Annotated in this window: 22 protein-coding genes and 5 tRNA genes; 18 read left to right on the top strand and 9 right to left on the bottom strand. The window is 35.3% G+C overall.

The genetic code is table 11. The annotated features are described in order from the left end of the window. The first annotated feature begins 6 nt into the window (after positions 1–6). Genes FJR03_RS10645 through FJR03_RS10635 form a run of 3 tightly spaced genes read left to right on the top strand, consistent with a single transcriptional unit; the run spans position 7 to position 1,528 of the window. Positions 7–231 carry a hypothetical protein gene (locus FJR03_RS10645; protein WP_193113479.1) on the top strand — a complete coding sequence of 75 codons (225 nt, stop codon included), beginning with the start codon at positions 7–9 and terminating at the stop codon, positions 229–231. Between the two features lie 6 nt (positions 232–237). After that, positions 238–732, top strand: coding sequence for a SixA phosphatase family protein (locus FJR03_RS10640; RefSeq protein WP_193113478.1), 495 nt, complete (start codon positions 238–240; stop codon positions 730–732). Then, positions 725–1,528, top strand: a complete 804-nt coding sequence (locus tag FJR03_RS10635) for a spherulation-specific family 4 protein (RefSeq protein ID WP_193113477.1) — start codon at positions 725–727, stop codon at positions 1,526–1,528. Before FJR03_RS10640 ends, FJR03_RS10635 begins: the two co-directional genes overlap by 8 nt. Here the strand turns inward: FJR03_RS10635 and FJR03_RS10630 are convergent. Further along, the gene (locus tag FJR03_RS10630) at positions 1,525–2,730 is read right to left on the bottom strand and encodes a DUF2920 family protein (RefSeq protein WP_193113476.1); all 1,206 of its coding nucleotides are present in this window, start codon (positions 2,728–2,730) and stop codon (positions 1,525–1,527) included. The genes FJR03_RS10635 and FJR03_RS10630 overlap by 4 nt on opposite strands. A 114-nt stretch (positions 2,731–2,844) precedes the next feature. On the opposite strand from FJR03_RS10630, the gene FJR03_RS10625 reads away from it, so the two are divergent. The 3 genes from FJR03_RS10625 (at position 2,845) to FJR03_RS10615 (ending at position 4,370) form a co-directional block, all read left to right on the top strand. Beyond that, on the top strand, positions 2,845–3,303 hold the full coding sequence (locus FJR03_RS10625; RefSeq protein ID WP_193113475.1) for an FKBP-type peptidyl-prolyl cis-trans isomerase: 459 nt from the start codon (positions 2,845–2,847) through the stop codon (positions 3,301–3,303). Continuing rightward, entirely contained in the window at positions 3,272–4,135 is an 864-nt protein-coding gene (locus FJR03_RS10620; RefSeq protein ID WP_226962123.1) for a YitT family protein, read from the top strand. The genes FJR03_RS10625 and FJR03_RS10620 overlap by 32 nt, the downstream gene beginning before the upstream one ends. 94 nt (positions 4,136–4,229) lie before the next feature. Beyond that, on the top strand, positions 4,230–4,370 hold the full coding sequence (locus FJR03_RS10615) for a hypothetical protein (RefSeq protein ID WP_193113474.1): 141 nt from the start codon (positions 4,230–4,232) through the stop codon (positions 4,368–4,370). 33 nt (positions 4,371–4,403) lie between these two features. Here the strand turns inward: FJR03_RS10615 and FJR03_RS10610 are convergent, their stop codons facing one another. The 3 genes from FJR03_RS10610 to FJR03_RS10600 form a co-directional block, all read right to left on the bottom strand. Next, positions 4,404–5,381 carry a sensor domain-containing diguanylate cyclase gene (locus FJR03_RS10610; protein WP_193113473.1) on the bottom strand — a complete coding sequence of 326 codons (978 nt, stop codon included), beginning with the start codon at positions 5,379–5,381 and terminating at the stop codon, positions 4,404–4,406. A gap of 227 nt (positions 5,382–5,608) precedes the next feature. Beyond that, positions 5,609–6,208: a YeeE/YedE thiosulfate transporter family protein gene (locus FJR03_RS10605; RefSeq protein ID WP_193113472.1), complete on the bottom strand. Its 600-nt coding sequence runs from the start codon at positions 6,206–6,208 to the stop codon at positions 5,609–5,611. Continuing rightward, entirely contained in the window at positions 6,205–6,717 is a 513-nt protein-coding gene (locus tag FJR03_RS10600) for a YeeE/YedE thiosulfate transporter family protein (RefSeq protein ID WP_193113471.1), read from the bottom strand. Before FJR03_RS10600 ends, FJR03_RS10605 begins: the two co-directional genes overlap by 4 nt. A gap of 141 nt (positions 6,718–6,858) precedes the next feature. On the opposite strand from FJR03_RS10600, the gene FJR03_RS10595 reads away from it, so the two are divergent. The 9 genes from FJR03_RS10595 (at position 6,859) to FJR03_RS10555 (ending at position 16,046) form a co-directional block, all read left to right on the top strand. After that, entirely contained in the window at positions 6,859–9,402 is a 2,544-nt protein-coding gene (locus FJR03_RS10595) for a cation-translocating P-type ATPase (protein WP_226962122.1), read from the top strand. Positions 9,403–9,704: 302 nt separating this feature from the next. Further along, a complete protein-coding gene (locus tag FJR03_RS10590) occupies positions 9,705–10,232 on the top strand; it encodes a hypothetical protein (RefSeq protein ID WP_193113470.1) in 528 nt (175 codons plus the stop codon). Then, complete coding sequence (locus FJR03_RS10585; protein ID WP_193113469.1) at positions 10,219–10,869, top strand: hypothetical protein; 651 nt, start codon at positions 10,219–10,221, stop codon at positions 10,867–10,869. The genes FJR03_RS10590 and FJR03_RS10585 overlap by 14 nt, the downstream gene beginning before the upstream one ends. A 12-nt stretch (positions 10,870–10,881) precedes the next feature. Then, the gene (locus tag FJR03_RS10580) at positions 10,882–11,178 is read left to right on the top strand and encodes a hypothetical protein (RefSeq protein WP_193113468.1); all 297 of its coding nucleotides are present in this window, start codon (positions 10,882–10,884) and stop codon (positions 11,176–11,178) included. A 19-nt stretch (positions 11,179–11,197) separates the two neighbouring features. Continuing rightward, positions 11,198–12,130, top strand: a complete 933-nt coding sequence (locus FJR03_RS10575) for a hypothetical protein (protein WP_193113467.1) — start codon at positions 11,198–11,200, stop codon at positions 12,128–12,130. 100 nt (positions 12,131–12,230) lie between these two features. Beyond that, positions 12,231–12,959, top strand: a complete 729-nt coding sequence (locus FJR03_RS10570) for a hypothetical protein (RefSeq protein WP_193113466.1) — start codon at positions 12,231–12,233, stop codon at positions 12,957–12,959. Between the two features lie 442 nt (positions 12,960–13,401). Further along, positions 13,402–14,715 (top strand): hypothetical protein, encoded by a 1,314-nt coding sequence (locus FJR03_RS10565; protein ID WP_226962121.1) that lies wholly within the window; start codon positions 13,402–13,404, stop codon positions 14,713–14,715. A 10-nt stretch (positions 14,716–14,725) separates the two neighbouring features. Continuing rightward, positions 14,726–15,043, top strand: coding sequence for a helix-turn-helix transcriptional regulator (locus FJR03_RS10560; protein ID WP_193113465.1), 318 nt, complete (start codon positions 14,726–14,728; stop codon positions 15,041–15,043). Continuing rightward, the gene (locus FJR03_RS10555; RefSeq protein ID WP_193113464.1) at positions 14,973–16,046 is read left to right on the top strand and encodes a tyrosine-type recombinase/integrase; all 1,074 of its coding nucleotides are present in this window, start codon (positions 14,973–14,975) and stop codon (positions 16,044–16,046) included. Before FJR03_RS10560 ends, FJR03_RS10555 begins: the two co-directional genes overlap by 71 nt. Before the next feature lie 107 nt (positions 16,047–16,153). Here FJR03_RS10555 and FJR03_RS10550 read toward each other — a convergent pair. From FJR03_RS10550 to FJR03_RS10530, 5 genes are all read right to left on the bottom strand, one after another. After that, a tRNA-Asn gene (locus FJR03_RS10550) sits at positions 16,154–16,228 on the bottom strand. 20 nt (positions 16,229–16,248) lie between these two features. Continuing rightward, positions 16,249–16,337, bottom strand: a tRNA-Ser gene (locus tag FJR03_RS10545). 29 nt (positions 16,338–16,366) lie between these two features. Then, a tRNA-Cys gene (locus FJR03_RS10540) sits at positions 16,367–16,440 on the bottom strand. A 16-nt stretch (positions 16,441–16,456) separates the two neighbouring features. Beyond that, a tRNA-Leu gene (locus tag FJR03_RS10535) sits at positions 16,457–16,543 on the bottom strand. A 33-nt stretch (positions 16,544–16,576) separates the two neighbouring features. Beyond that, positions 16,577–16,651 (bottom strand) — tRNA-Gly (locus tag FJR03_RS10530). Positions 16,652–16,795: 144 nt separating this feature from the next. On the opposite strand from FJR03_RS10530, the gene ilvD reads away from it, so the two are divergent. Genes ilvD through infC form a run of 3 tightly spaced genes read left to right on the top strand, consistent with a single transcriptional unit; the run spans position 16,796 to position 20,823 of the window. Next, positions 16,796–18,484, top strand: a complete 1,689-nt coding sequence (gene ilvD, locus FJR03_RS10525; RefSeq protein ID WP_193113463.1) for a dihydroxy-acid dehydratase — start codon at positions 16,796–16,798, stop codon at positions 18,482–18,484. A gap of 12 nt (positions 18,485–18,496) precedes the next feature. After that, a complete protein-coding gene (gene thrS / locus FJR03_RS10520; RefSeq protein WP_193113462.1) occupies positions 18,497–20,305 on the top strand; it encodes a threonine--tRNA ligase in 1,809 nt (602 codons plus the stop codon). A gap of 23 nt (positions 20,306–20,328) precedes the next feature. Then, positions 20,329–20,823, top strand: coding sequence for a translation initiation factor IF-3 (gene infC / locus FJR03_RS10515; protein WP_193114810.1), 495 nt, complete (start codon positions 20,329–20,331; stop codon positions 20,821–20,823). The last annotated feature ends 94 nt before the right edge of the window (positions 20,824–20,917 follow it).

Raw genomic sequence — 20,917 nt, 5'->3', positions numbered from 1 at the left:
AATATTATGGCTTTTAGGGTAACTACACAAGGGGAACTGCATAATTTAGACATTGTAGCTGGACAACAGTATCAGATACGCTATATAAATAAAGACTACTACAATGGGGAAGAGACTATAGAGGAGGGAATGGGTACGGCTATAATAACCGATGGCAATATCTATTTTAGTGTTGTTGATCCTTACGGGATGGATAAACTCGTAATGCAGGTGCAAGTTATACAGAGGTAAAAAATTATGAAAACAGTTCTTTTGATTAGACATGCAAAATCAAGCTGGAAAGACCTGTTATTAGCTGATTTTGACAGACCCCTTAACAAAAGGGGAAAACGGGATGCGCCTGTGATGGCACGCTACCTAAAAACACAAAAGATTGCGATCGAGAAAATATTTTCCTCATCTGCTAAAAGAGCGAGAAAAACGGCTGAGATTTTTAGTGAAGAGTTGCAAAGCAAAGTTGTTTTTTGCGATCAACTTTATGCTACATCAAGTGAAGAGCTTTTAGCCTTTATCAACGAACAACTCAAACAATACGATTCAATTGCCATCGTTTCACACAATCCCGAACTTACAGAACTTAGTAACTACATCAGCGATCAATATATCGATAATATCCCGACATCGGCGTATGTTGTTTTAACGTGTAATGATGAGATACTGAAAAAGAAAAACTGTAAGCTTGTAGATTTTGTATATCCAAAGAGAAAAGATATAAGGATGCATGATGAATAGAGCTAGGATATTTCTCATTGGTGTTATGATGCTCTTCATATTAAGTGGTTGTAATACGGACAGTACAAGTGAAACAGAGGTTGGTGTAAAAAAGATGTTGGTTCCGTTATACTCCTACCCTTCATTAAATGATAGTTGGGAACGTTTAATAGCGCTGAAACAAAAGACAAACAATCTTGAAATAGTAGCCATAGTAAACCAGTCTAACGGAGATTTTACACAACCTAGTACAAGTTATATAAACGGGATCGATGCTTTACACAAAGCGGGGATACAGGTAGTTGGATATATATATACAGATTACACGCAGCGTCCTGTAGTTGAGGTGAAACAAAATATAGATGCATGGACAGAGTTCTATAAAACTTACGGGTTAGAAGGGTTCTTTTTTGATGAGGCATCACGTAATGAGGAGGATTTTGCATACTATCAAGAGATAACGCAGTATGCCGAGAGTAAAGGATTGCAATTTAATATCTTAAATCCAGGGACAAGTGTAGACCCTATCTATATGGAGGGAGATATCGCATCTGTGGTTCTTATTCGGGAGACTACATATGAAAAGGTTGTGTATAAAACAAATCTGAACCAACCCACTGAACATACAAAAAAAGCGATAGTGCTTTATAGTTCAGATGAAGAGAATATTGCACAAAAAGTATGTGCCTATGCACTTGAGCATGATTTTGATTATGTTTATGCAACAGACCATGGAACTACAGACGATCGATGGGCAGAACTGTCAAGCTATGTTGATGAGTTAGCTGTTTTAATCTCAAAAGGGTGTAGAGATTAAGAAGCGGATGTAATCCTTGCACTTATATTGTTCTCACTAAATCTAAACTCATAGGTATTGTTTTCTGATGTAGTATAAGAGATGATTGATTGATTACATAAATCAGTTTTACCGGAATTTATATTCTCTGTTAATAAAGAAGGCAGAGTGTTTCTCAAAATCTCTTTATTAGATGCCCCCATGGCGTGGTCGAGGTTTTTAATAAGTTTGCCGTCAATCTGATCTTCACTTTCAATTGTCATAAACGTATAGTGAGTACCATATTCTTTTAAATGGTTTACGTATTCTAGTTTATCATCATAAGGTGCTATATATTGGTCATATTTTGAATGGTACGATATGTATGATGTTTTTGAATTGTAAGTCTTTAACTGTTCATTTAGATGAGACTGGTTTGTTAAATCTCTTATCTCATAAGCAGAGTTTGAAAAGTGGTTTTTAGATTGAGGGTCTTTTGTCCAGTGTGTAAGTGTATAGGATGATAATATAAAGTTTGAATATTTAGTTTTTAGTTCCGATCTAGTGATATCGTGCTCTTTACCTACAATATACTTTAGAGGTGGTTTTACATAACAAGAGTTGTCAATGATAAAATCAAAAGTATTTGGAGCCAATTTGGCTAACAGGTTTGCAATATAGCCACCGTGAGAACTCCCCATAGCTATAATAGGTGAGTGTTCTATAAGCTCCCCATAGCCTGAAGATTTTAAATCATATAAAACTGTTAATATATCAATCGCTTGTAATATACCGAAGTTTTGGTACTCGTTTTTAGCTGGATAAAGTGTAGCAGTAATGATCTCTTCATTATCTTTTGGAAGTGAACGGTTCAGTGCTAAGAGAATAGATTTTACACTGAGATCGTTTTCATCTAAGACCACATTATATTTTTTGATAATATCAATAAGTCTTATTCCGTCTTTTTCGTCAAAACTGATAATTGCACCGTTTGTCGGTCTTGAAAAGATAGCATGGTATTCTACAAAAACTGAGAGTAGTCCATACTCTTCCGTAATATGTGTTAAAAGCTTTTTCTGATACTCCACACTTGCATCTTCACCAAACCCTGGAATAAGAAATATAATACCGTTATGCTTGTTGTCTGCTTTATAGGAGATATGGTAGGTTAATTTACTTTCTCTTTTTATATTTAGTTCAAAATCATCATGTCCTTCAATTTGAACTGTTTTGAATTCTACCATGTCACTCTCCCGGTTATTTTATTTGGTAATCATACTATGATTTTAGAGTATTCCGCAACTTCTTTGTGGTAAACTTTCAAAAATTGTCATGAAAATTTAAATAAAGAAGTTAATATGGAAAAAATTACGAAAAACACACTTGTATCTCTCTCGTTAAAGCTGGAAGATGAGAAAGGAAATCTCATAGATGAAAGCGATGAGCTGATGTATCTTCACGGCGGCTATAATCAAATATTTCCAAAACTTGAAGCTGAACTTGAAGGAAAAAAAGTGGGTGATACTTTTGAACTTCTACTTGCCCCTGCGGAAGCTTTCGGTGAATATGACGAATCTTTAGTTGCAAAAGAATCGCTTCAAGACCTTCCTGAAGATGTTACGGTTGGAATGGAGTTAGAGGGCGAAAATGAAGCGATCGCATGGGTTGTTGAGAGCATAGAGGATGAATATGCAGTACTTAATGCAAACCATGAATTAGCAGGAATCACTCTTAAAGCATCAGGTGAAATTTTAGAGATGGAACACCTTTCAGATGAGGGTGTAGATGAGATTCTCAAGATGGAACATGAACACTAATTTAAATAAAGAACTCAAACGCTACTTGATGATTTTAATCGGCGGGGTAGTACTCGCCGCGGGTGTAAGTTTTTTCCTTGTACCCAATAAAATCACTTCCGGAGGGACACCCGGAATGGCGATTTTAATAAACTATTTTACGGGTCTTTCTGTAGGGACAATTATGTTGGCTATCAATATCCCTATGGTTCTTATGAGTATGAAGTTTATAGGGCGCGGTTATGCCTTTAGAACCATTTTTGCCATTGTCGTTATAGCAATGGCGGCAGACCTTTTCATAGAGGAGTTAAAGTTCCCTGCTTTAACACAAGAACCTCTTTTAGGGGCGATATTCGGAGGATTGCTCATCGGTATTGGTCTCGGCTTTATAATCTCTTCGAGTGCTTCACCCGGTGGGCCTTCTATTATTGCGAGTTTTATTGCACGTAAGACACATTTTAAAGAGGGTGATCTCATCATTATGCTCGATGCTTTAATCGTGCTTGCTGCAGGATTTGTATTTCCGACACTGGACAGTATGCTTTGGAGTTTGTTAGGGGTGTACTTAACGAGTCGAGGACTCAATGTGATCATCTCCGGCCGACCTTCTAAAAAACTGATCCATATCTCTTCAAATAATGCCGAGGAGTTAAAAACACAGCTTGTACATAAACTAGGGCATGAGGGTGGAGTGGTTATTGAAGGCTCAACACTCCACAGCGGAAATGAAAGAGGGCTGCTAATGCTCATTGTCGATAACAGTAAAGTAAGAGCAGTTCATCAGATCGTTGAAGCTGCAGATCCTACGGGTGTAGTTGTTGTTATGGAAGCATCAGAATTGATGGGGATATAAAGAGAAAAATTTTCCTTTTTGACATCAGAATTTTTTATGCTTAAAATTCCTATTTTGGTGATATAATTTCTGTAAAAAATATACGAGGAAAAAGATGCCTAGAACAAGAAAGTGGTCTATTTGTGAGAACAACACTCAATGGGGTGTTGGACAAAAGAAAAACAAGCCTAAAAAAAGTAAATGGTCTGTTTGTGATCAAGGTAACAAATGGAGTATCGGCAAAAAGAAAGATTAATACTTTTAGAGTAATCTTTTTATAACAGAGTTTCTATGAAGAGACTCTGTTTCTTCCTAAATGTTTCGATTGATACATTTTTTCATCAATCCGTTTTAATAAGCTCTGCAGAGATTCCCCTTTATTGTACTGGGCAACTCCCAAACTAATTGTTATCTGTTTTACACCTTTGAAATGATGAGAAGCAACAGCGTCTTTTATCCTTTGGGCAACTTCTAGCGTATCGGATAGATTGGAGTATGGTAATAAAATAAGAAACTCTTCACCACCGTAACGTCCTATCTTGTCAATCTCTCGAATTCCCTGGCTTATAATTTTTGTAGTTTCTTTTAATACATAGTCCCCTATATCATGACCAAAATTATCGTTTACATCTTTAAAATGGTCATAGTCATACATAATGAGTGATAAAGGCTCCTCTTTACGTTTAATACGACGCATCTCCTCTTTAATCTGTTTCATGATAGAGTAGCGGTTGTAAACCCCTGTCAAAATATCTGTAGTTGCAAGTTTTTCAAACTCAAGTTGCTTTTGCTGAAGTTCTTTTTCTGCATTGATTCTATCGGTGATATCTTCCAGAATCCCCTCTATCCATAGTAGGTTGCCTGAACTGTCATGGACAGCATGGTCTGCTACTCTAATAAAGCGTTCTTTACCGGTGATAGGATGGATAAATGACATCATTGTAAGATCACTTTGTTGTTTGCCCGTATAATAGGCTTCGAGACTTTTTGCACCCACTTCTATGGAGTCGCCAGTCCACTCCAACATATTGTCAAAATTTTTTCCTAGAACATCTTGAGGGGGAACTCCGAGAATGTTTTCCATGTTTTTACTAAAATAGACAAAATTAAACTCTGCATCCATACGGTATGCAAAAAAGTTTTCCCCTAAATCTTCAACAATAGATTTATATTTCTCTTTCGCTTCAATAAGCTTTTGCTGCTGTTTACGAAATCTTAGATAGATAAAAATGATTAAAAAAACTAAAACCAGAATAATATAGAACATTTCTCTTCCCATTGTTATTAGAAAACATTATATCGAAAATAACCGGGAAGAGATGCTAATTATCCTACTTTGTGCATAGGGTGTTTGTAAGGAGAGGGATTGAGGGCTTTATAGAGTAAACCCCCTAGTGCTAAGAGAGCAACAACTATTATAATTATCTTTTTTAACATAAAAAAACTCCTTAAATATATCACTTAGAAGATTATAACAAATTGTTGCCTTATAAACTATTTGTTCTCTTTAAAATCTGCAGGGTCTTTGTACTCTATAGTTGGTAAAAAGTAAGCAGTTAATAAAAGGATAGCACTAAAAACAGGTACTATTACAAAAGAGTAGTCCGAGAAAAAGTCTATTACCTGAGGTGCTCCAAGATAAGGTCCCATAAACTCTTTTATATACGGATAAAGAAGTGTAAATACAGCTCCTCCCGTCATACCTCCGAGAACTCCTACAAAAGCATCGACTCTTCCCTCAGATACCGAAACAAAAAAAGCAGAGGGACATTTCCCCAGAATAACCAAACCGATTCCAAAAATAATGGCACCGACAATAAGTCCTGTCAGATAAATAGGTTTGATCGAGAAAGTGGCATAACCGTTTTGTACTAAAAAGTAAAACCCTATACTGGAAAGCGCTACAGTTGTCATTGCCATACGAGGAACTAAAGTATCTTCAAAGATCATAAATCCGGCCATTTTCTCAAACTTGTCAAGTCTTGAGTATAAAATAATGGCTCCGAAAATAAACCCTATAAAAAGCACAAGCCAAACAGAACCGTGGTTGTCGTTTGCAACTATATCAAACATCTCTATAACTCTGTCTATCATTTTTTACACACCTTTTTCTTATAAAAAAATCTTCCCGTTATTACACCGGTACCGAGTGCAAATATTGCAAAGATAATCCCGCTTATAGCTAACTGGCTCCCTCCTGAGAGTATATGTCCGGCATTACATCCCCCTGCAAGTCTAGCGCCGAAAACAAGTAAAAAACCTGCTATAAAGCTCCAGAACATACGTGACTTTACAGAAGAGTTTTTTCTCTCTTTCCATAGTGTCGGTATATAGCTGATATGAAATGTTTTTGTAATAAATATAGAGGTAAAAAGTCCTCCGAAAAATACACCGATCAGCATAACACCTTCCCAAGCTCCCGATTTTTCTATCTCGGCAGTATAGATGTAGCTATCTGCATCGAGTCCAAAAAGTACGCTTGAGAGGTAAGCCATACCCGTTGAAGCGCCTATAGGGCGATTGGCACCTATCTCTGAAAAACTAAAAAAGAACAGCAAACTCATAGCTATTCCGCCAATCCACCATGGTATCTGTCTAGGCATTGTAACTCCTAATATAGTTATTTTGTAAAGTGTAAAGTTTCACTTAACGTTTTTGAATTATATATGAATATGCTTAAGGCAGAATAAACAGGTTGATGAGAGAAAAATATGCTACACTGATATATATCTAATAAATTATAAATGCAGGAAGAGAGCATGATTATTCCAGAGCATCCTTATAGTGAAGCTGTTGAATTGTTGGCTAAGAAGATGGAAACATCAAAAAAAGGGCTCAGCCACTCGGCTGTTGAGAAAAATCTTTCTATCTATGGTTTCAATGAGATTAAAGAAAAAAAACATAATCTTTTTACACTTTTTCTAGCACAGTTTAAAAGTCCGTTAGTGTATGTACTGGTAGTTGCTACAATACTCTCTCTTTTTTTAGGAAAAATACACGAAGGATTGCTTATCCTTCTTATTATTCTAATCAATTCCTTGATAGGATTTTGGCAGGAGGTCAAAGCACTCTCATCGATCAAAGCGCTTCAAAAACTGACAGAAAATAAAACCCAGGTTAAACGTGATAGTGAAATATTTACTATTTCATCTTCACAGCTTGTACCCGGAGATGTAATCATCTTGACTGAAGGTGATATTGTACCTGCAGATATACGTCTTTTTAATACTAACGGACTGGTTATTGATGAATCGATACTTACAGGGGAGTCGGTACCTGTACAAAAAGATGCAAACCTAACATTACCCCAAGAAACACTTCCCTATGAACTCGACAATATGGCACTCTCCGGAACAACGGTTATCAAAGGTAAAGCAGAAGGTTTTGTCGTATTTACCGGACAACAAACCTATTTGGCATCTATTTCAAGCAAAGCTGAAGAGGAGCCTAGAGAAACACCATTGCATAAAGCACTGGAAGTTTTTATTAAAAAACACATGGTTGTTGTATCAATTATGATTCTTATCATTGCTACACTTTCTTTTTTTGAAGGTAGAGAGATTGTAGAAATTATTTATCTCATCATCGCTTTGCTGGTTGCTTCTGTACCGGAAGGTTTACCTATTGTTATTACTTTGGTTCTTACCATAGGGGCTATGGCGATGAGCATTAGAAAAGTGTATATACGTCATTTGCCCTCTGTTGAAACCTTAGGGAGCACGACGGTTATCGCTTCTGACAAGACGGGTACTATCACACAGGGAAAACTGGAAGTAAACGATGTCTTTTATCTTCATGAGACATTTTCACAAACTGTTTCCGCACTCGCCAATGAATCGGTAGAAGGGAAAGGGGATCCTGTGGATACTGCACTCGCTCTGTGGGTTGGTAAAGAGTATGAGAGTATTAGAGAAAAATACCCACGTATCAACCTCTATCCTTTTGATACCAAGTATAGATTGATGGCAAGTTCACATATGATTAAAAAAGAGCATAAGCTTTTTGTTAAAGGTGCTTTTGAATCACTTAAACAGTTTGCCACCAATGAGGATGATTTTAAAGTTCTTGAAAAAGAACACGATAAGTTGGCATCTAATGGTTTAAGAGTTATTGCACTCGGTATGGGGGAACATACAACAGATGATATCAATCAATGGGAAATTGAGATCGTAGGTCTAGTGGGCTTTTTGGATCCTCCAAAAGAGGGTGTTTTAGAGGCTGTGCAAACGGCACAAAAAGCCGGTATCAAACTGATGATGATCACAGGTGACAATGCTCTGACTGCTGCGGCTGTTGCAAAATCTGTCAACATCTACAAAGAGGGCGATCTGGTTGTTAGTGGAAAAGAACTCAACGAAATGGATGATGATACACTGGCAAAAACAGTGTCAAAGGTAACCGTTTGGGCGAGGGTGCTCCCTGAGCATAAATACCGTATCGTTAAGATGTTGCAAAAAAAGGGAGAGATAGTTGCCGTAACAGGAGATGGTGTAAATGATGTTCCTGCACTAAGAAGTGCCGATTTAGGGATAGCTATGGGAGAGGGAACTGATGCAGCAAAATCTACTGCAAATATGGTGCTGGCCGACAATAATCTCTCAGTAATTGTTGAGGCCATTAAAGAGGGACGTTCCATTGCAAACAATATCCGAAAAACGATTTATTTTTTACTTTCTACATCGTTGGATGAAGTGTTCCTTATCACTGCTGCTATTTTAATGTCGTTACCTTTACCACTCTATCCTATACAGATTTTGTGGATCAATCTCGTTGCCAACAGTGCTTTGGATAAAACATTTCCTTTCTTAAAAGATGAAGAGGATGTGATGAATAGGGTTCCAAATAAATTACATGAGCAGTTTTTAGATAAAGTCCAGCTTCTTCGTGTATTTTATGTTGTTTTGGTCATTAGTATTGGTTCTCTCTTTCTGTATGCCTGGATGTTAGAACACTCCACAAAAGAAAGTGCAATCTCTACACTTTTTACGGCCTTTGTCATTGCTACATGGATCAACGGTTTGCAATCTTTAAAAGAGCATGAACCGTTTTTAAAAAATATTAAAAAATCACTACAGATTAATCCATATATATTTTATGGCATAGGTATAGGGTTTGCACTGCAGCTGTTTGCAATCTATCTACTCTCAGATCTTTTTCATACGCTTCCATTAAATGAAGAATCTCTGACGATGATCGGATTATTGGCACTATGGATATTTAGCATGATCGAGATCCGGAAATGGGGTGAATATTTATGGTGCCAATTCAAGTTTAAAAGTGAAAAATGATCGTATATATTGGCACAAAAAGGAGATATTTAGCTACTTCACAGATGCTTGTTAAGTTTTAAAGTCTATATTTTAGGGATTCATAAAAGAAGTGGCTCCGGATACTGGAGGGCCTAAAATAAACTAAAAAGCCCTAAAATAGCCACTTTAAATTCTCTCTTCTATCAATAAAAGCTACCAAAAGACACTACTCTAGCTACCAAGTAGCTGAAAAATCTATTATTAGCCTACGATATAGAATTTTTTTGTACAATATTATTTAATCTTAATTATTTTTTTAATTTAAAAGGAAGTATTACTGAATGTTGCAAAATCATATCAATGAAGAGCGTATAAGGGAGATACTCAATTACCGTTTACTAAATGGGCCCAAAAATATAAAAAAACATCTTTATTCTCTGTTTGGAGGAGAACATCAAGTTTATTTTGTAAAAACTCAACACCTTTTAGGTGTATTTTTATTATCGCAAAAAGAATATGAAAGAATTGAAATCTACTCTCAACAAAACTTCATTCCTTTCCCAGCTTTATATACAACTATAAAAAGCAGACCTGCAATATTTAGATTAGAGAATACTCGTAATGCTTACATTAAGTCTAATCATCTGAAAAATTCAATCGGGCTGTCTATTGGTGAAGATTGTACAATTATTTTAGAGAATCATCATCAGTCTATTACAACTAAAGAGCTAGGCTTAGTTGAATATAATATTAATTTAGGCTTTATAATATCCTACGGTAAAGAAATTGACGATTATAATGCTTATGAATATCTTGATGAATTAATTGCATATACAATAAAAGTATGGAGAGAAAATGAGTTTAAGTAAATTAGCACAAGAGCTAAAGGACTTAATGGAAGAAAATCGACATAACGAAGTTGAAGCACGAGAATACTTACAATATGCAAAAGATTTATTTGCACATGAAACACCGAATGAATTTTATGATTTCGTGACAGAATATCCTACCACCAATGGTGATATAGATTTAATTGTTCCTTGCTCGCTAGAAGATGATGCTGGAAATGTACGAAGAGTTGTATATATCTGGGAAGTAAAGTCACCACAAACAGTAGTGTATATATTTGATAACAAAAATAGAGTAAAACCTTCAAAAGAGCTAACTAAGGCAGAAAACCAACTACTACATTATTGTGAAGAATGTAAACAAAATCAACAGTTTAGGACTGAGTTTTCAATTATTGATCCTGAAGATGTTAAGCTTGGTGGTATATTAATAGGACAGAAGGAAACACTTGTAAAGGATAGTCGTTACTCAAGTTTAGAACAAAAATCTCTCTTTAACAAAGCTAATGGTTATAGACAAAAACATTTTTATAGAGCTTCTGCAATTAAATTTTTAACTTGGGATAAGGTTCTAAACCAAATTAATAGTACGACAATTGAAGCAATAGATGTCGAGCCAATTAGTCCGATTAGTTTAAGTGATACAGAAGAACAATAAAGGCCTTTAGATATGAGTCATATTTTTGAAAATGTTACATTAAGCCTAAAAGATATAATTCATTATAGAAACATTGTAATAGATACCGTGGGTTCAAAATGGCTGAATAAAAAAATTCAACAAGAAAAACAAAAGAGAGAAAAAGACTCTAAGGAATCCTCTAATAGAAAACATATGTACTTATTTAGGAAAACTCCTCATCCATTAGTACAATGGGCTATTGAATTTGAAAAATGGAAAGAAGAATCTTTAAAAACAAAGAAGATAGTTCTTACAGAATCAATTTTAAAAATATTCATTACTTGGTAGTTCCTTAGAAAAAGTCAGAATGTTAAATGGCTTTGATAAAATTATTAATCGTCTTAAAATGCAAGAAGAATTCTACTCATCAGCATGGGAAGTTGAAGTAGCTTCTTTTTACCTCAATAAAGGTTATCAAGTAGAATTTATTGAAGAGGGTAAAGATAAATCTCCAGATTTGAAAATTACTACCGACGAGAATAAAACATTTTGGGCAGAATGTAAATGTAGAGATATATATACAGAACGTGATAAAAAAATAAATAAATTTTGGGATGATTTAGAGTCAGCCTTGTTAAGAAACTTAGGTCCAAATAAAATTAATGCTTTTATAATTATTAAATCTTTAAGAGACCCTGAGGCAAAAGAATTAGATACATTAAAAACATTTCTCTTTACCTGTATAAATAGTGCGTGTAAATCTATAAAAAAGATACATTCATTTATTGAACCTATAACAAAAAACTATGAAATAGCTATAACTATTTTATCTCAGCCTGATGAAGAAATTACATCATCTAGTTTAACTTTCAATCTTTCTGAAAAATTAGATCGCATGAAACATTCTTGTGATTTTCAAATAAATCAAAATAATAAACCAATTATAAAAAACCCTATATTTATTGGCTTCAAAAATGTAAAAGAATCTGACAAAGTCTCTGGCATAATAGACGGATTTAAAAAAGCTGTCAAACAATTACCAGAAGAAGGACCTGGTGTTGTTTGGATTAAAGTACCAGATAATGCATGGAATGATAATTTAGAAAAATCATTTTTAGAAGCTGAAGCACTTTTAAAATCAAAATTTACCAAAGGACAAAATACTAGAGTAAATGTTGTCCATTTATTGACTAGACTAATTCACAAGATTGAGAATGAAGAAAATAATGGTCTTTCCTACAAACCACTTGTACTTAGTGTAGAGAATAAGAATCCTAAAGTAAATTTTTTAGAGAATTAGTCATAACTACTAAGTTTGTGTATTCCTCCCAAAAACTAGACCGATTATAATTTAATTATCTTGCTAAAATAACTGTGAACTTTATAAAAAAGGAATAAACATGAAACAAAATTCTAGTCTTTTTAACTACACAAAAGAACTCGTTAAAAGCTTGGAATCATATAGTATAAATTATAAATATAAGTCAATTTATCCACTTTTTCAGCATCTAGTCTTACCATTCATCTTTATACTTAAAGAATATGGAAATATTTCCCAACCTTTTGGAAAATGGTTTATATATATTATGATTTTTATAATGATTATAGGAGTATTAATAAATCCTATTCTAGGGAATTTAATTGATCCAGGAATGTCCATAAATATTGCAATTTTTTTAGCCTTTTTTTTAGTTCTTTTTTCATTGCCTAGTACGTACTCACACTTTAATGTTCAAACGGATGGAATTAACTTTATTGTAAATAACTTGAAAGTCAATATACATGATATTAAGACAGCTGAATTAATTGAAAAAAATCTAGAGAAAATGTTTACAAAAGTTCAATCAAGGATTTCACTTTATCGATGGTTATTAGGTCTTTCTTGGACAATATATGTTTTTTTTATTAATAAAAGTTTCCAAATTTCTTTAAAATCTCAAGAGGTTAATATAGATGCTTTAGTACAAGAAATTATTAATACTTCTACTTCATTTTTACTTTTTTCATTATTCATAATATTTCTTATTCAAAGTTATAAAATGGCTTCAGAAACTCTATTTAAAACTATAGAATTTGGAATCATAGAATTCAAATATCAGTTATTAATTAAAGATAATGAAAATAAATAGTTGAAATATCTCCAATAAAGTTGACAATCAATTATTCTAAAATCTATTTTTAAAACCACGTCATGACCATTGCAAGTAAATTCTCTGAAAGCATCTTATTTTGGTACATACAGAGAAGTCACATGCAACTATTGTGCGACTATCTTAGTTTTTGACATACTTCCACCATCATTAATGAATTGAATAGAGTCCTTAGAACTCGTATTGTATTTGCAAATTAATATGCTTTTTCAAAGGGCCGTAGCTTTAGCGTAGGTCTACCAACGAGCATAAACATATAGATATCTACTAAAACATTCACACGAGGCGGTAGTTACGAGCAATTAGTAGCGGAGTTGTGGCTTTGCCACTTCGAGCGTAGATTGCGTTAACTACCTTTTTTGTTGGGGTGTCTAGTAACACCCCCTTCTAAACCTCAAAGAGGTTGTTAGGTAAGAAAAGATTGAAAGACGTAGAGACACAAGAGTTAGGTAGTACTCCTAAAACTATCAGCGGTATAGATACACTTTACTACTTCTATGAAACTAATGAACAGTATGATGATTTATACTTGGATATATTAGACCAGTACGAGGAAAGTAAAGCAAGATTTGAAAAAAGAGATTTAAAGTATGAGAACAAAGATATAAATGTACTCATCAATAAACAAACTTTTTTTTTCAATGGAAAGGCACAAGGTTTTTATTGGTTCACACACATTGATAGTTATTTCACTATAGGCTTCAAAGACTATAGAAAAAATCGAGGTTTAAATGATATCCAAGTCCAGTTAGATGCAAGAGGGATTTATTTTCTAGGTATCAAGTTTTTAATCCAATATATAGATGCTATCTTAGTTGATTATATTACAGGTCATAAACCAATTACTAGAGCCGATTTAAATATCTTTGTGCAAAGTGATTTATCATGGATAGATAAAACAATGTTTGTAACTCGTAAACGTAAATATGAAACACTTATCAAAGAGCGTGCAAATAAACATAAATTAGAGACTTTGTATATAGGCAAACGTCCTTTTCTATTAAGACTCTATGATAAACGAGCTGAACTTAAAAAGTCAAAGAAAAAAGATATGATGTATAACCACTTCATCACTTATGGATTTGATAGAACTAATGATATATATAACATAGAATTTGAGATGCATAGAGACTACCTAAAGACATTTAAGATAGATACTGTAGATGATTTACTCTCTGGTGCTGAAGCATTGTTCAAAGACTGTTTAAACGGTATCCGTATGGTTGATTTATCCTCTATTACAGATAACACTAAAGAGATGAAAAATAAACATAGAGCTAAGACTCATCCATTATGGGAACATCTTGAAAAAAGTTACACATTAAAAGAGTTCTACGAGATTCAAGCACCTATAGAGCGTATTAAAAGAAAGAGCTATAAATATACAATTGTTGAAGCGATTAAAGACACTATCGCAGTGGCTAGAAAGTTTCATATACATGGCGGTGTAATTGATGAGATGTTCTTCAAAGAGGTGCTAGATGAGTTTAAAAAGAATCATATCAACTCTATAAAAGATAAACAAGGTGTCAAACTCGTTTATGAAAATGTAACTACTCAAATAAATCCAAGAGATTTAGATGATTTAGAGTTGCAAAAATATATTCTCAAACTCAAAGAGGATTTAGATAGTCCAAGTGATTTAGATATACAAGTACTCATTAAAAAGTATGAGAACGCTTATATTGAATTAAGAACTCGTGGATTAGATAATCCTTGTGAGTATCCATTTTAAAGGATAGATGATGAATGTAGATTTTTCATTACTTGAACTGCTCCCCGAGATAAAGCAGTTATTAGTTAAATCCAGTTCACCCTACTTATCTAAAAAAGAGTTATGTGACTACCTAAAAGTAAGTCTTAGTTTTATCAAACAGAAGCTTTATAATGGAGAGTTTCAACTTGATAAACATTACTTTAAGATAGGAGAGTCTAAAATTCTATTTGATAGATTAGAGATAGATAAGTGGGTACGGGCGAAAGGAACCAGCGATGGCAAGCTTTTACGCCAAAAACAACAAACTCTATCTAAGTATATATCACAAAGAACAAAGGATTATTAAACCTACTGGTCTTGATGATAATGCTAAAAATCGAAAATTAGTGAAGAATGATTTACTTCCTAATGTGTTATTTCAAATACAAACTGGTCAAATTGATATATCTCCAAAAGGTGAAGTAAAGACGGTTAAAGATTATGCAGAACTCTTTTTAAAATCAAAGAGAGTTCTTGTAAAAGAATCTACTTATATCAGGTATGAATCTATAATCAATAATCAGATATTACCCACCTTTGGAAAAAGAGCAATTGATTCTATAAAACTATCAGAGATAAAAAGATGGTTTAATTATTGGATTGAAGAGAGAAGCAGTGCAACTGCAATCTATATAGCCAACACATTTAGTGCAATCTTTCAAGAAGCATTTTATGATGAAGCTATAGAGAAGAATCCATTCCAATATATTAAACGTCCTAAGAAAGTGCAAGGTGAAGCACAACCCTTTGAAAAGGAAGTGATGCTTCAAATAATACAAAGTGCTAGTGGTTGGTTTCAAAACTTCCTAGCACTCTCTTTTTTTACAGGTCTTAGAACTGGTGAAGCAGTAGCACTAAAGTGGAGTGATGTAGATTTTAACTCCCAAGAGCTAGAAGTGAAACGCTCACGCAGATATGGAAAAGATATAACTCCTAAAACTCAAAAGAGTGTAAGGACTGTTCCAATATTTGATGAACTGCTTCCTTATCTTGAATCTCAAAGGGAACTCACAAAAGATAGTGAAAGTGAGTATGTATTCCTAACTAGATTAGGCACACCTTTTAATGATGGCAATAGAATCAGAGATTTTCACTGGAAGAAACTACTTAAAGAATTGAAATTACCTTATCAAAGGTTATATGATACTAGAAGTACATTTGCAACAATGATGTTAAGCAGTGGTAAGTTTAGTATAAATCAAGTTGCTCAAATGATGGGACATACAAATATTGAAATGCTTATCCATAAGTACAATAAATTCATTCCATCAGAAGTTAAAAAAATAGATAAATCAATTGGGATTTTATAAAAAGTATTATTGAAAAAGGTAATACGAGAAAAATATTTTAGCTACCATATAGCTACCAAGGAAATTAAAGGCTCTGAAAGTTCGTATTTTAGGGGTTACTAAAGAAGTGGCTCCGGATACTGGATTCGAACCAGTGGCCAAGTGATTAACAGTCACCTACTCTACCGCTGAGCTAATCCGGAATGTAAAATTATTTGTTGAATGGTGGACCCTCTGGGATTCGAACCCAGGGAGGTATGACCCTCGCCGGTTTTCAAGACCGGTGCTTTCGACCAACTCAGCCAAAGATCCACGTATGTTTGAAAGATTATTATTAAAACTGGAGGTGCCACCCAGACTCGAACTGGGGATAGCAGCTTTGCAGGCTGCGGCCTTACCACTTGGCGATGGCACCAGCTCAATAACAACAATGGTGCCCGGGGCCGGACTCGAACCGGCACAGTATTGCTACCGGGGGATTTTAAGTCCCCTGCGTCTACCAATTTCGCCACCCGGGCATGTTGTGAGTGAATTCACAGTTTAACAATAAATGGAGCGGGAAACGAGGTTCGAACTCGCGACCCCAACCTTGGCAAGGTTGTGCTCTACCACTGAGCTATTCCCGCAATTTTTTTACGCACTATTTGTTAGTGGAGTGGAATTATATCTTCTTTTTTTTTGTTTGTAAAGGGTTTTTAGAAAAAAATTTAAAAAAAGTGAAAAAAGATGGTATAATCCCGTTTATACAAACTATATATATAGGGATTTTTATGAGAAGTGATACTATCAAAAAGGGGTTTGATAAAGCTCCACACCGTTCACTACTTCGTGCAACGGGTTTAAAAGATGAAGATTTCGATAAACCGTTTATCGGAGTTGCAAACAGTTTTATAGATATTATTCCAGGACACTTCTTCCTACAAGAGTATGGCCGTATCGTTAAAGAGGCTATACGTGAGGCTGGTGGTGTTCCTTTTGAATTTAACACCATCGGTGTTGACGACGGGATCGCAATGGGACACGATGGTATGTTATATTCATTACCGTCTCGTGAACTGATCGCAGATTCAATCGAAACAGTTATGAATGCTCATAAGTTAGATGCAATGATCTGTATTCCTAACTGTGACAAAATTGTTCCGGGTATGATCATGGGAGCACTTCGTGTAAACGTTCCGACAGTATTTGTTTCTGGTGGCCCTATGAAAGCTGGACACAAAAAAGACGGAACTCCGATCGACTTAGCAACAGCGTTTGAAGCAGTTGGAAAGTTCAATGACGGAAAAATGAGCGAAGAGGAACTTTACGAGATCGAGTGTGAAGCTTGTCCATCAGGTGGTAGTTGTTCAGGTATGTTTACTGCAAACTCTATGAACACATTATCTGAAGCTATGGGTATTGCACTTCCTGGTAACGGAACAATACTCGCGATGACTCCTGAGAGAATCGAACTTGTAAAACAAGCGGCTAAACGTGTTGTTGAGATGGCTAAAGCAAACGATCCGAAGTACAACCTTAGAAATGTACTGAATGAAAAAGCTATCCATAATGCATTTGTTGTAGATATGGCTATGGGTGGAAGTTCAAATACGGTTCTTCACCTTTTAGCGATTGCAAAAGAGGCTGAAGTTGAGTTTGATATCACTAAGATTAATGAGATCAGCCAAAAAGTAGCACACATTGCAAAAATTTCACCATCATTATCAACTGTACATATGGATGATATCAACAAAGCGGGTGGTGTAAATGCCGTTATGAAAGAGGTAAGTCGCCGTGGTGATGACCTTTTATTCCTTGATAACCCGACTGTAACTGGTGAAACTTTAGGTGAGAGAATTAAAGATGCGGAGATCAAAGATACTTCGATCATTCACACAAATGAAAACGCTTACTCTCAAGTTGGTGGTCTTTCAATTTTATTTGGTAACTTGGCAGAAGAGGGTGCGGTTGTAAAAACAGCAGGAATTGCACCAAGTATGCGTCAATTCAAAGGGAAAGCTATCTGTTTCAACTCTCAGCCTGAAGCTATTACGGGAATTATGTCTCATAAAGTAAAAGCTGGTGATGTTGTAGTTATCCGTTACGAAGGACCAAAAGGTGGACCAGGTATGCAAGAGATGCTGGCACCAACTTCACTTATTATGGGTATGGGACTTGGTGAGTCTGTTGCATTAATTACAGACGGAAGATTCTCTGGTGCTACTCGCGGTGCTTCAATCGGTCACGTTTCTCCGGAAGCTGCTGAAGGTGGTCTAATCGCTTTAATTGAAGATGGTGATGAGATCGAGATCGATGTGGATACTCATAAATTACAACTTAATGTAGATTATGAAGTGTTAGAGCAAAGAAGACTTCACTTCAAACCGTACAAAAATGAAGTAAAATCAAAATGGCTAAAAAGATATCAACTGTTAGTATCAAATGCAGCAAACGGTGCTGTTTTAAAAACTGAACTTTAGAAAGGGAAAAAATTGAACGCAATAGCAATAAAACACAATGACGAAATCATAGATTTGCAAACTGCTAAAGAGAAAGGTTTTGAGGGTGAGCAAATTCACCTTGATAACTCTGAAGACTCTTTAGAGGTACTTCGTCATTCAACAGCACACCTTATGGCTCAAGCTATCAAGTCACTTTATCCAGATGCTGAGTTTTACGTAGGTCCTGTTGTAAAAGAGGGATTTTACTACGACTTTAAAACATCTGAAGAGATTGGTGAAGGTGATCTAAAAAAGATTGAGAAACAGATGCTCTCTTTCGCAAAGAAAAAATTTGAGATCGAAAAGTATTCTATTACTAAAGAGGAAGCTCGTACAAAGTTCGCAGACGATCATCTAAAACAAGCAGTACTAGATATGATCCCAAGTGATGAAGTATCTATCTACAAACAAGGTGAATTCGAAGACCTTTGTCGTGGACCACACTTACCGAACATCGGTTTAATTAGAAACTTTAAACTGACAAAGATCTCTGGTGCTTACCTTGGGGGAGATTCTAAAAATGAGATGTTAACTCGTATCTACGGGATCGCATTTGCAGATAAAGAGTCTTTAAAAGCACACATGGATATGATCGCAGAAGCTGAAAAGCGTGATCACCGTAAAGTTGGTGGAGAGATGAAACTTTTCACATTCCGTGAGGAAGTTGGAGCAGGTTTTCCGATCTGGTTACCGGCTGGTGGACGTCTTCGTGCAAGACTAGAATCACTACTATTTAAAGCACACCGTAAACGTGGGTATGAGCCTGTTCGTGGTCCGGAGATGTTAAGAAGTGATCTATGGATGACATCTGGACACTACCAAAACTACGGTGAAAATATGTACTTTACAAACATCGACGAGATCGAGTTTGGTGTAAAACCTATGAACTGTGTAGGTCACATTAAAGTATATGAAGAAGATTTACACTCTTACCGTGATCTTCCACTGAAGTTTTTCGAGTACGGAGTAGTTCACCGTCACGAAATGACAGGTGCACTTCACGGGCTTTTCCGTGTACGTGAGTTCACTCAAGATGATGCACATATCTTCTGTACATCTGATCAGATTGAAGAGCAGATCATTGAAGTTGTTGACTTTGTTGATAAGATCATGTCAACTTTCGATTTTGATTATAAGATGATGATCTCAACAAAACCTGAAAAAGCTGTTGGTGACGATGCTGTTTGGGAAACTGCGGAAAATGCACTTAAAACTGCAATGGAGAAAAACTCTCTTCCATACTCTCTAGATGAGGGTGGTGGAGCTTTCTACGGTCCTAAGATCGATATTAAGATCACGGATGCTATCGGACGTGAGTGGCAATGTGGTACTGTTCAACTTGACTTTAACCTTCCTGCACGTTTTGAGCTGGAGTATAACGGTGAAGGAAATGAGAAGATCCAACCGGTTATGATCCACCGTGCAATCCTTGGTTCTTTTGAAAGATTTATCGGTATTTTAACTGAACATTATGCGGGTGAATTCCCAATGTTCATTGCTCCTACACAGGTTGCAATCGTTCCTGTAGCAGAGACGCATAAAGATTATGCTAAGGTTTTATCAGATAAACTTATTGATATAAATGCCGATAGTGAGATATATGGTAAGAATGATTCTTTAAACAAAAGAATCAGAACAGCGGAAAAAACGCGTGTACCTATGATCGTAGTTATCGGTGATGAAGAGATAGAAAACAAAACAGTTTCTATTCGTGATAGACGTACGAGAGAGCAGTACAGCTTGAGTGAGGAAGAGTTCCTTCAACTGATTCAAACTAAAATTAATGAGGTAAATTTTTGAGTAAAAAGACAGACCGTGTCATAATGAACGACGATATTCGCGTTCCTGAAGTAAGATGTAACTTAGATGGTGGAGAATCTTTAGGGATTATCTCTACAGATGAAGCAATGGATAAAGCAAATGAGTTAGGATTAGACTTAGTACTAATCGCTCCTCAGGCAAAACCACCGGTTGCTAAGATTATGGACTATGGTAAATTCAAATACCAAGAAGAGAAAAAACTGAAGGAACAACGTAAAAACCAAGTGAAAATCGTTGTTAAAGAGATCAAGCTTTCTGTAAAAATTGCCGAAAATGATGTTACTTATAAAGTAAAGCATGCTAGAGAATTTTTAGAAAAAGGGTATCACGTAAAATTTAGAGTATTTCTAAAAGGGCGTGAAATGGCTCACCCTGAAGCTGCTAAAGAGGTTCTTGAACAAGTGTGGCCAATGGTTGAAGATATAGCAACTATGGAAAAACCACCTAAGTTTGAAGGACGCTACTACAATATGTACGTAGTACCTAATAAAAAATAATATTTAGACTACAAAAGTAGGGGAAAACTCCTCTGCTTTCTTCCACTTTTTATTCTTATTTTACAAAATTGTTGTATCCTCTAATATTAACTAC

The sequence above is a fragment of the Sulfurimonas marina genome (genome assembly GCF_014905095.1).
Taxonomy (GTDB): domain Bacteria; phylum Campylobacterota; class Campylobacteria; order Campylobacterales; family Sulfurimonadaceae; genus Sulfurimonas; species Sulfurimonas marina.
This window is presented reverse-complemented; position numbering and strand designations above follow the sequence as displayed.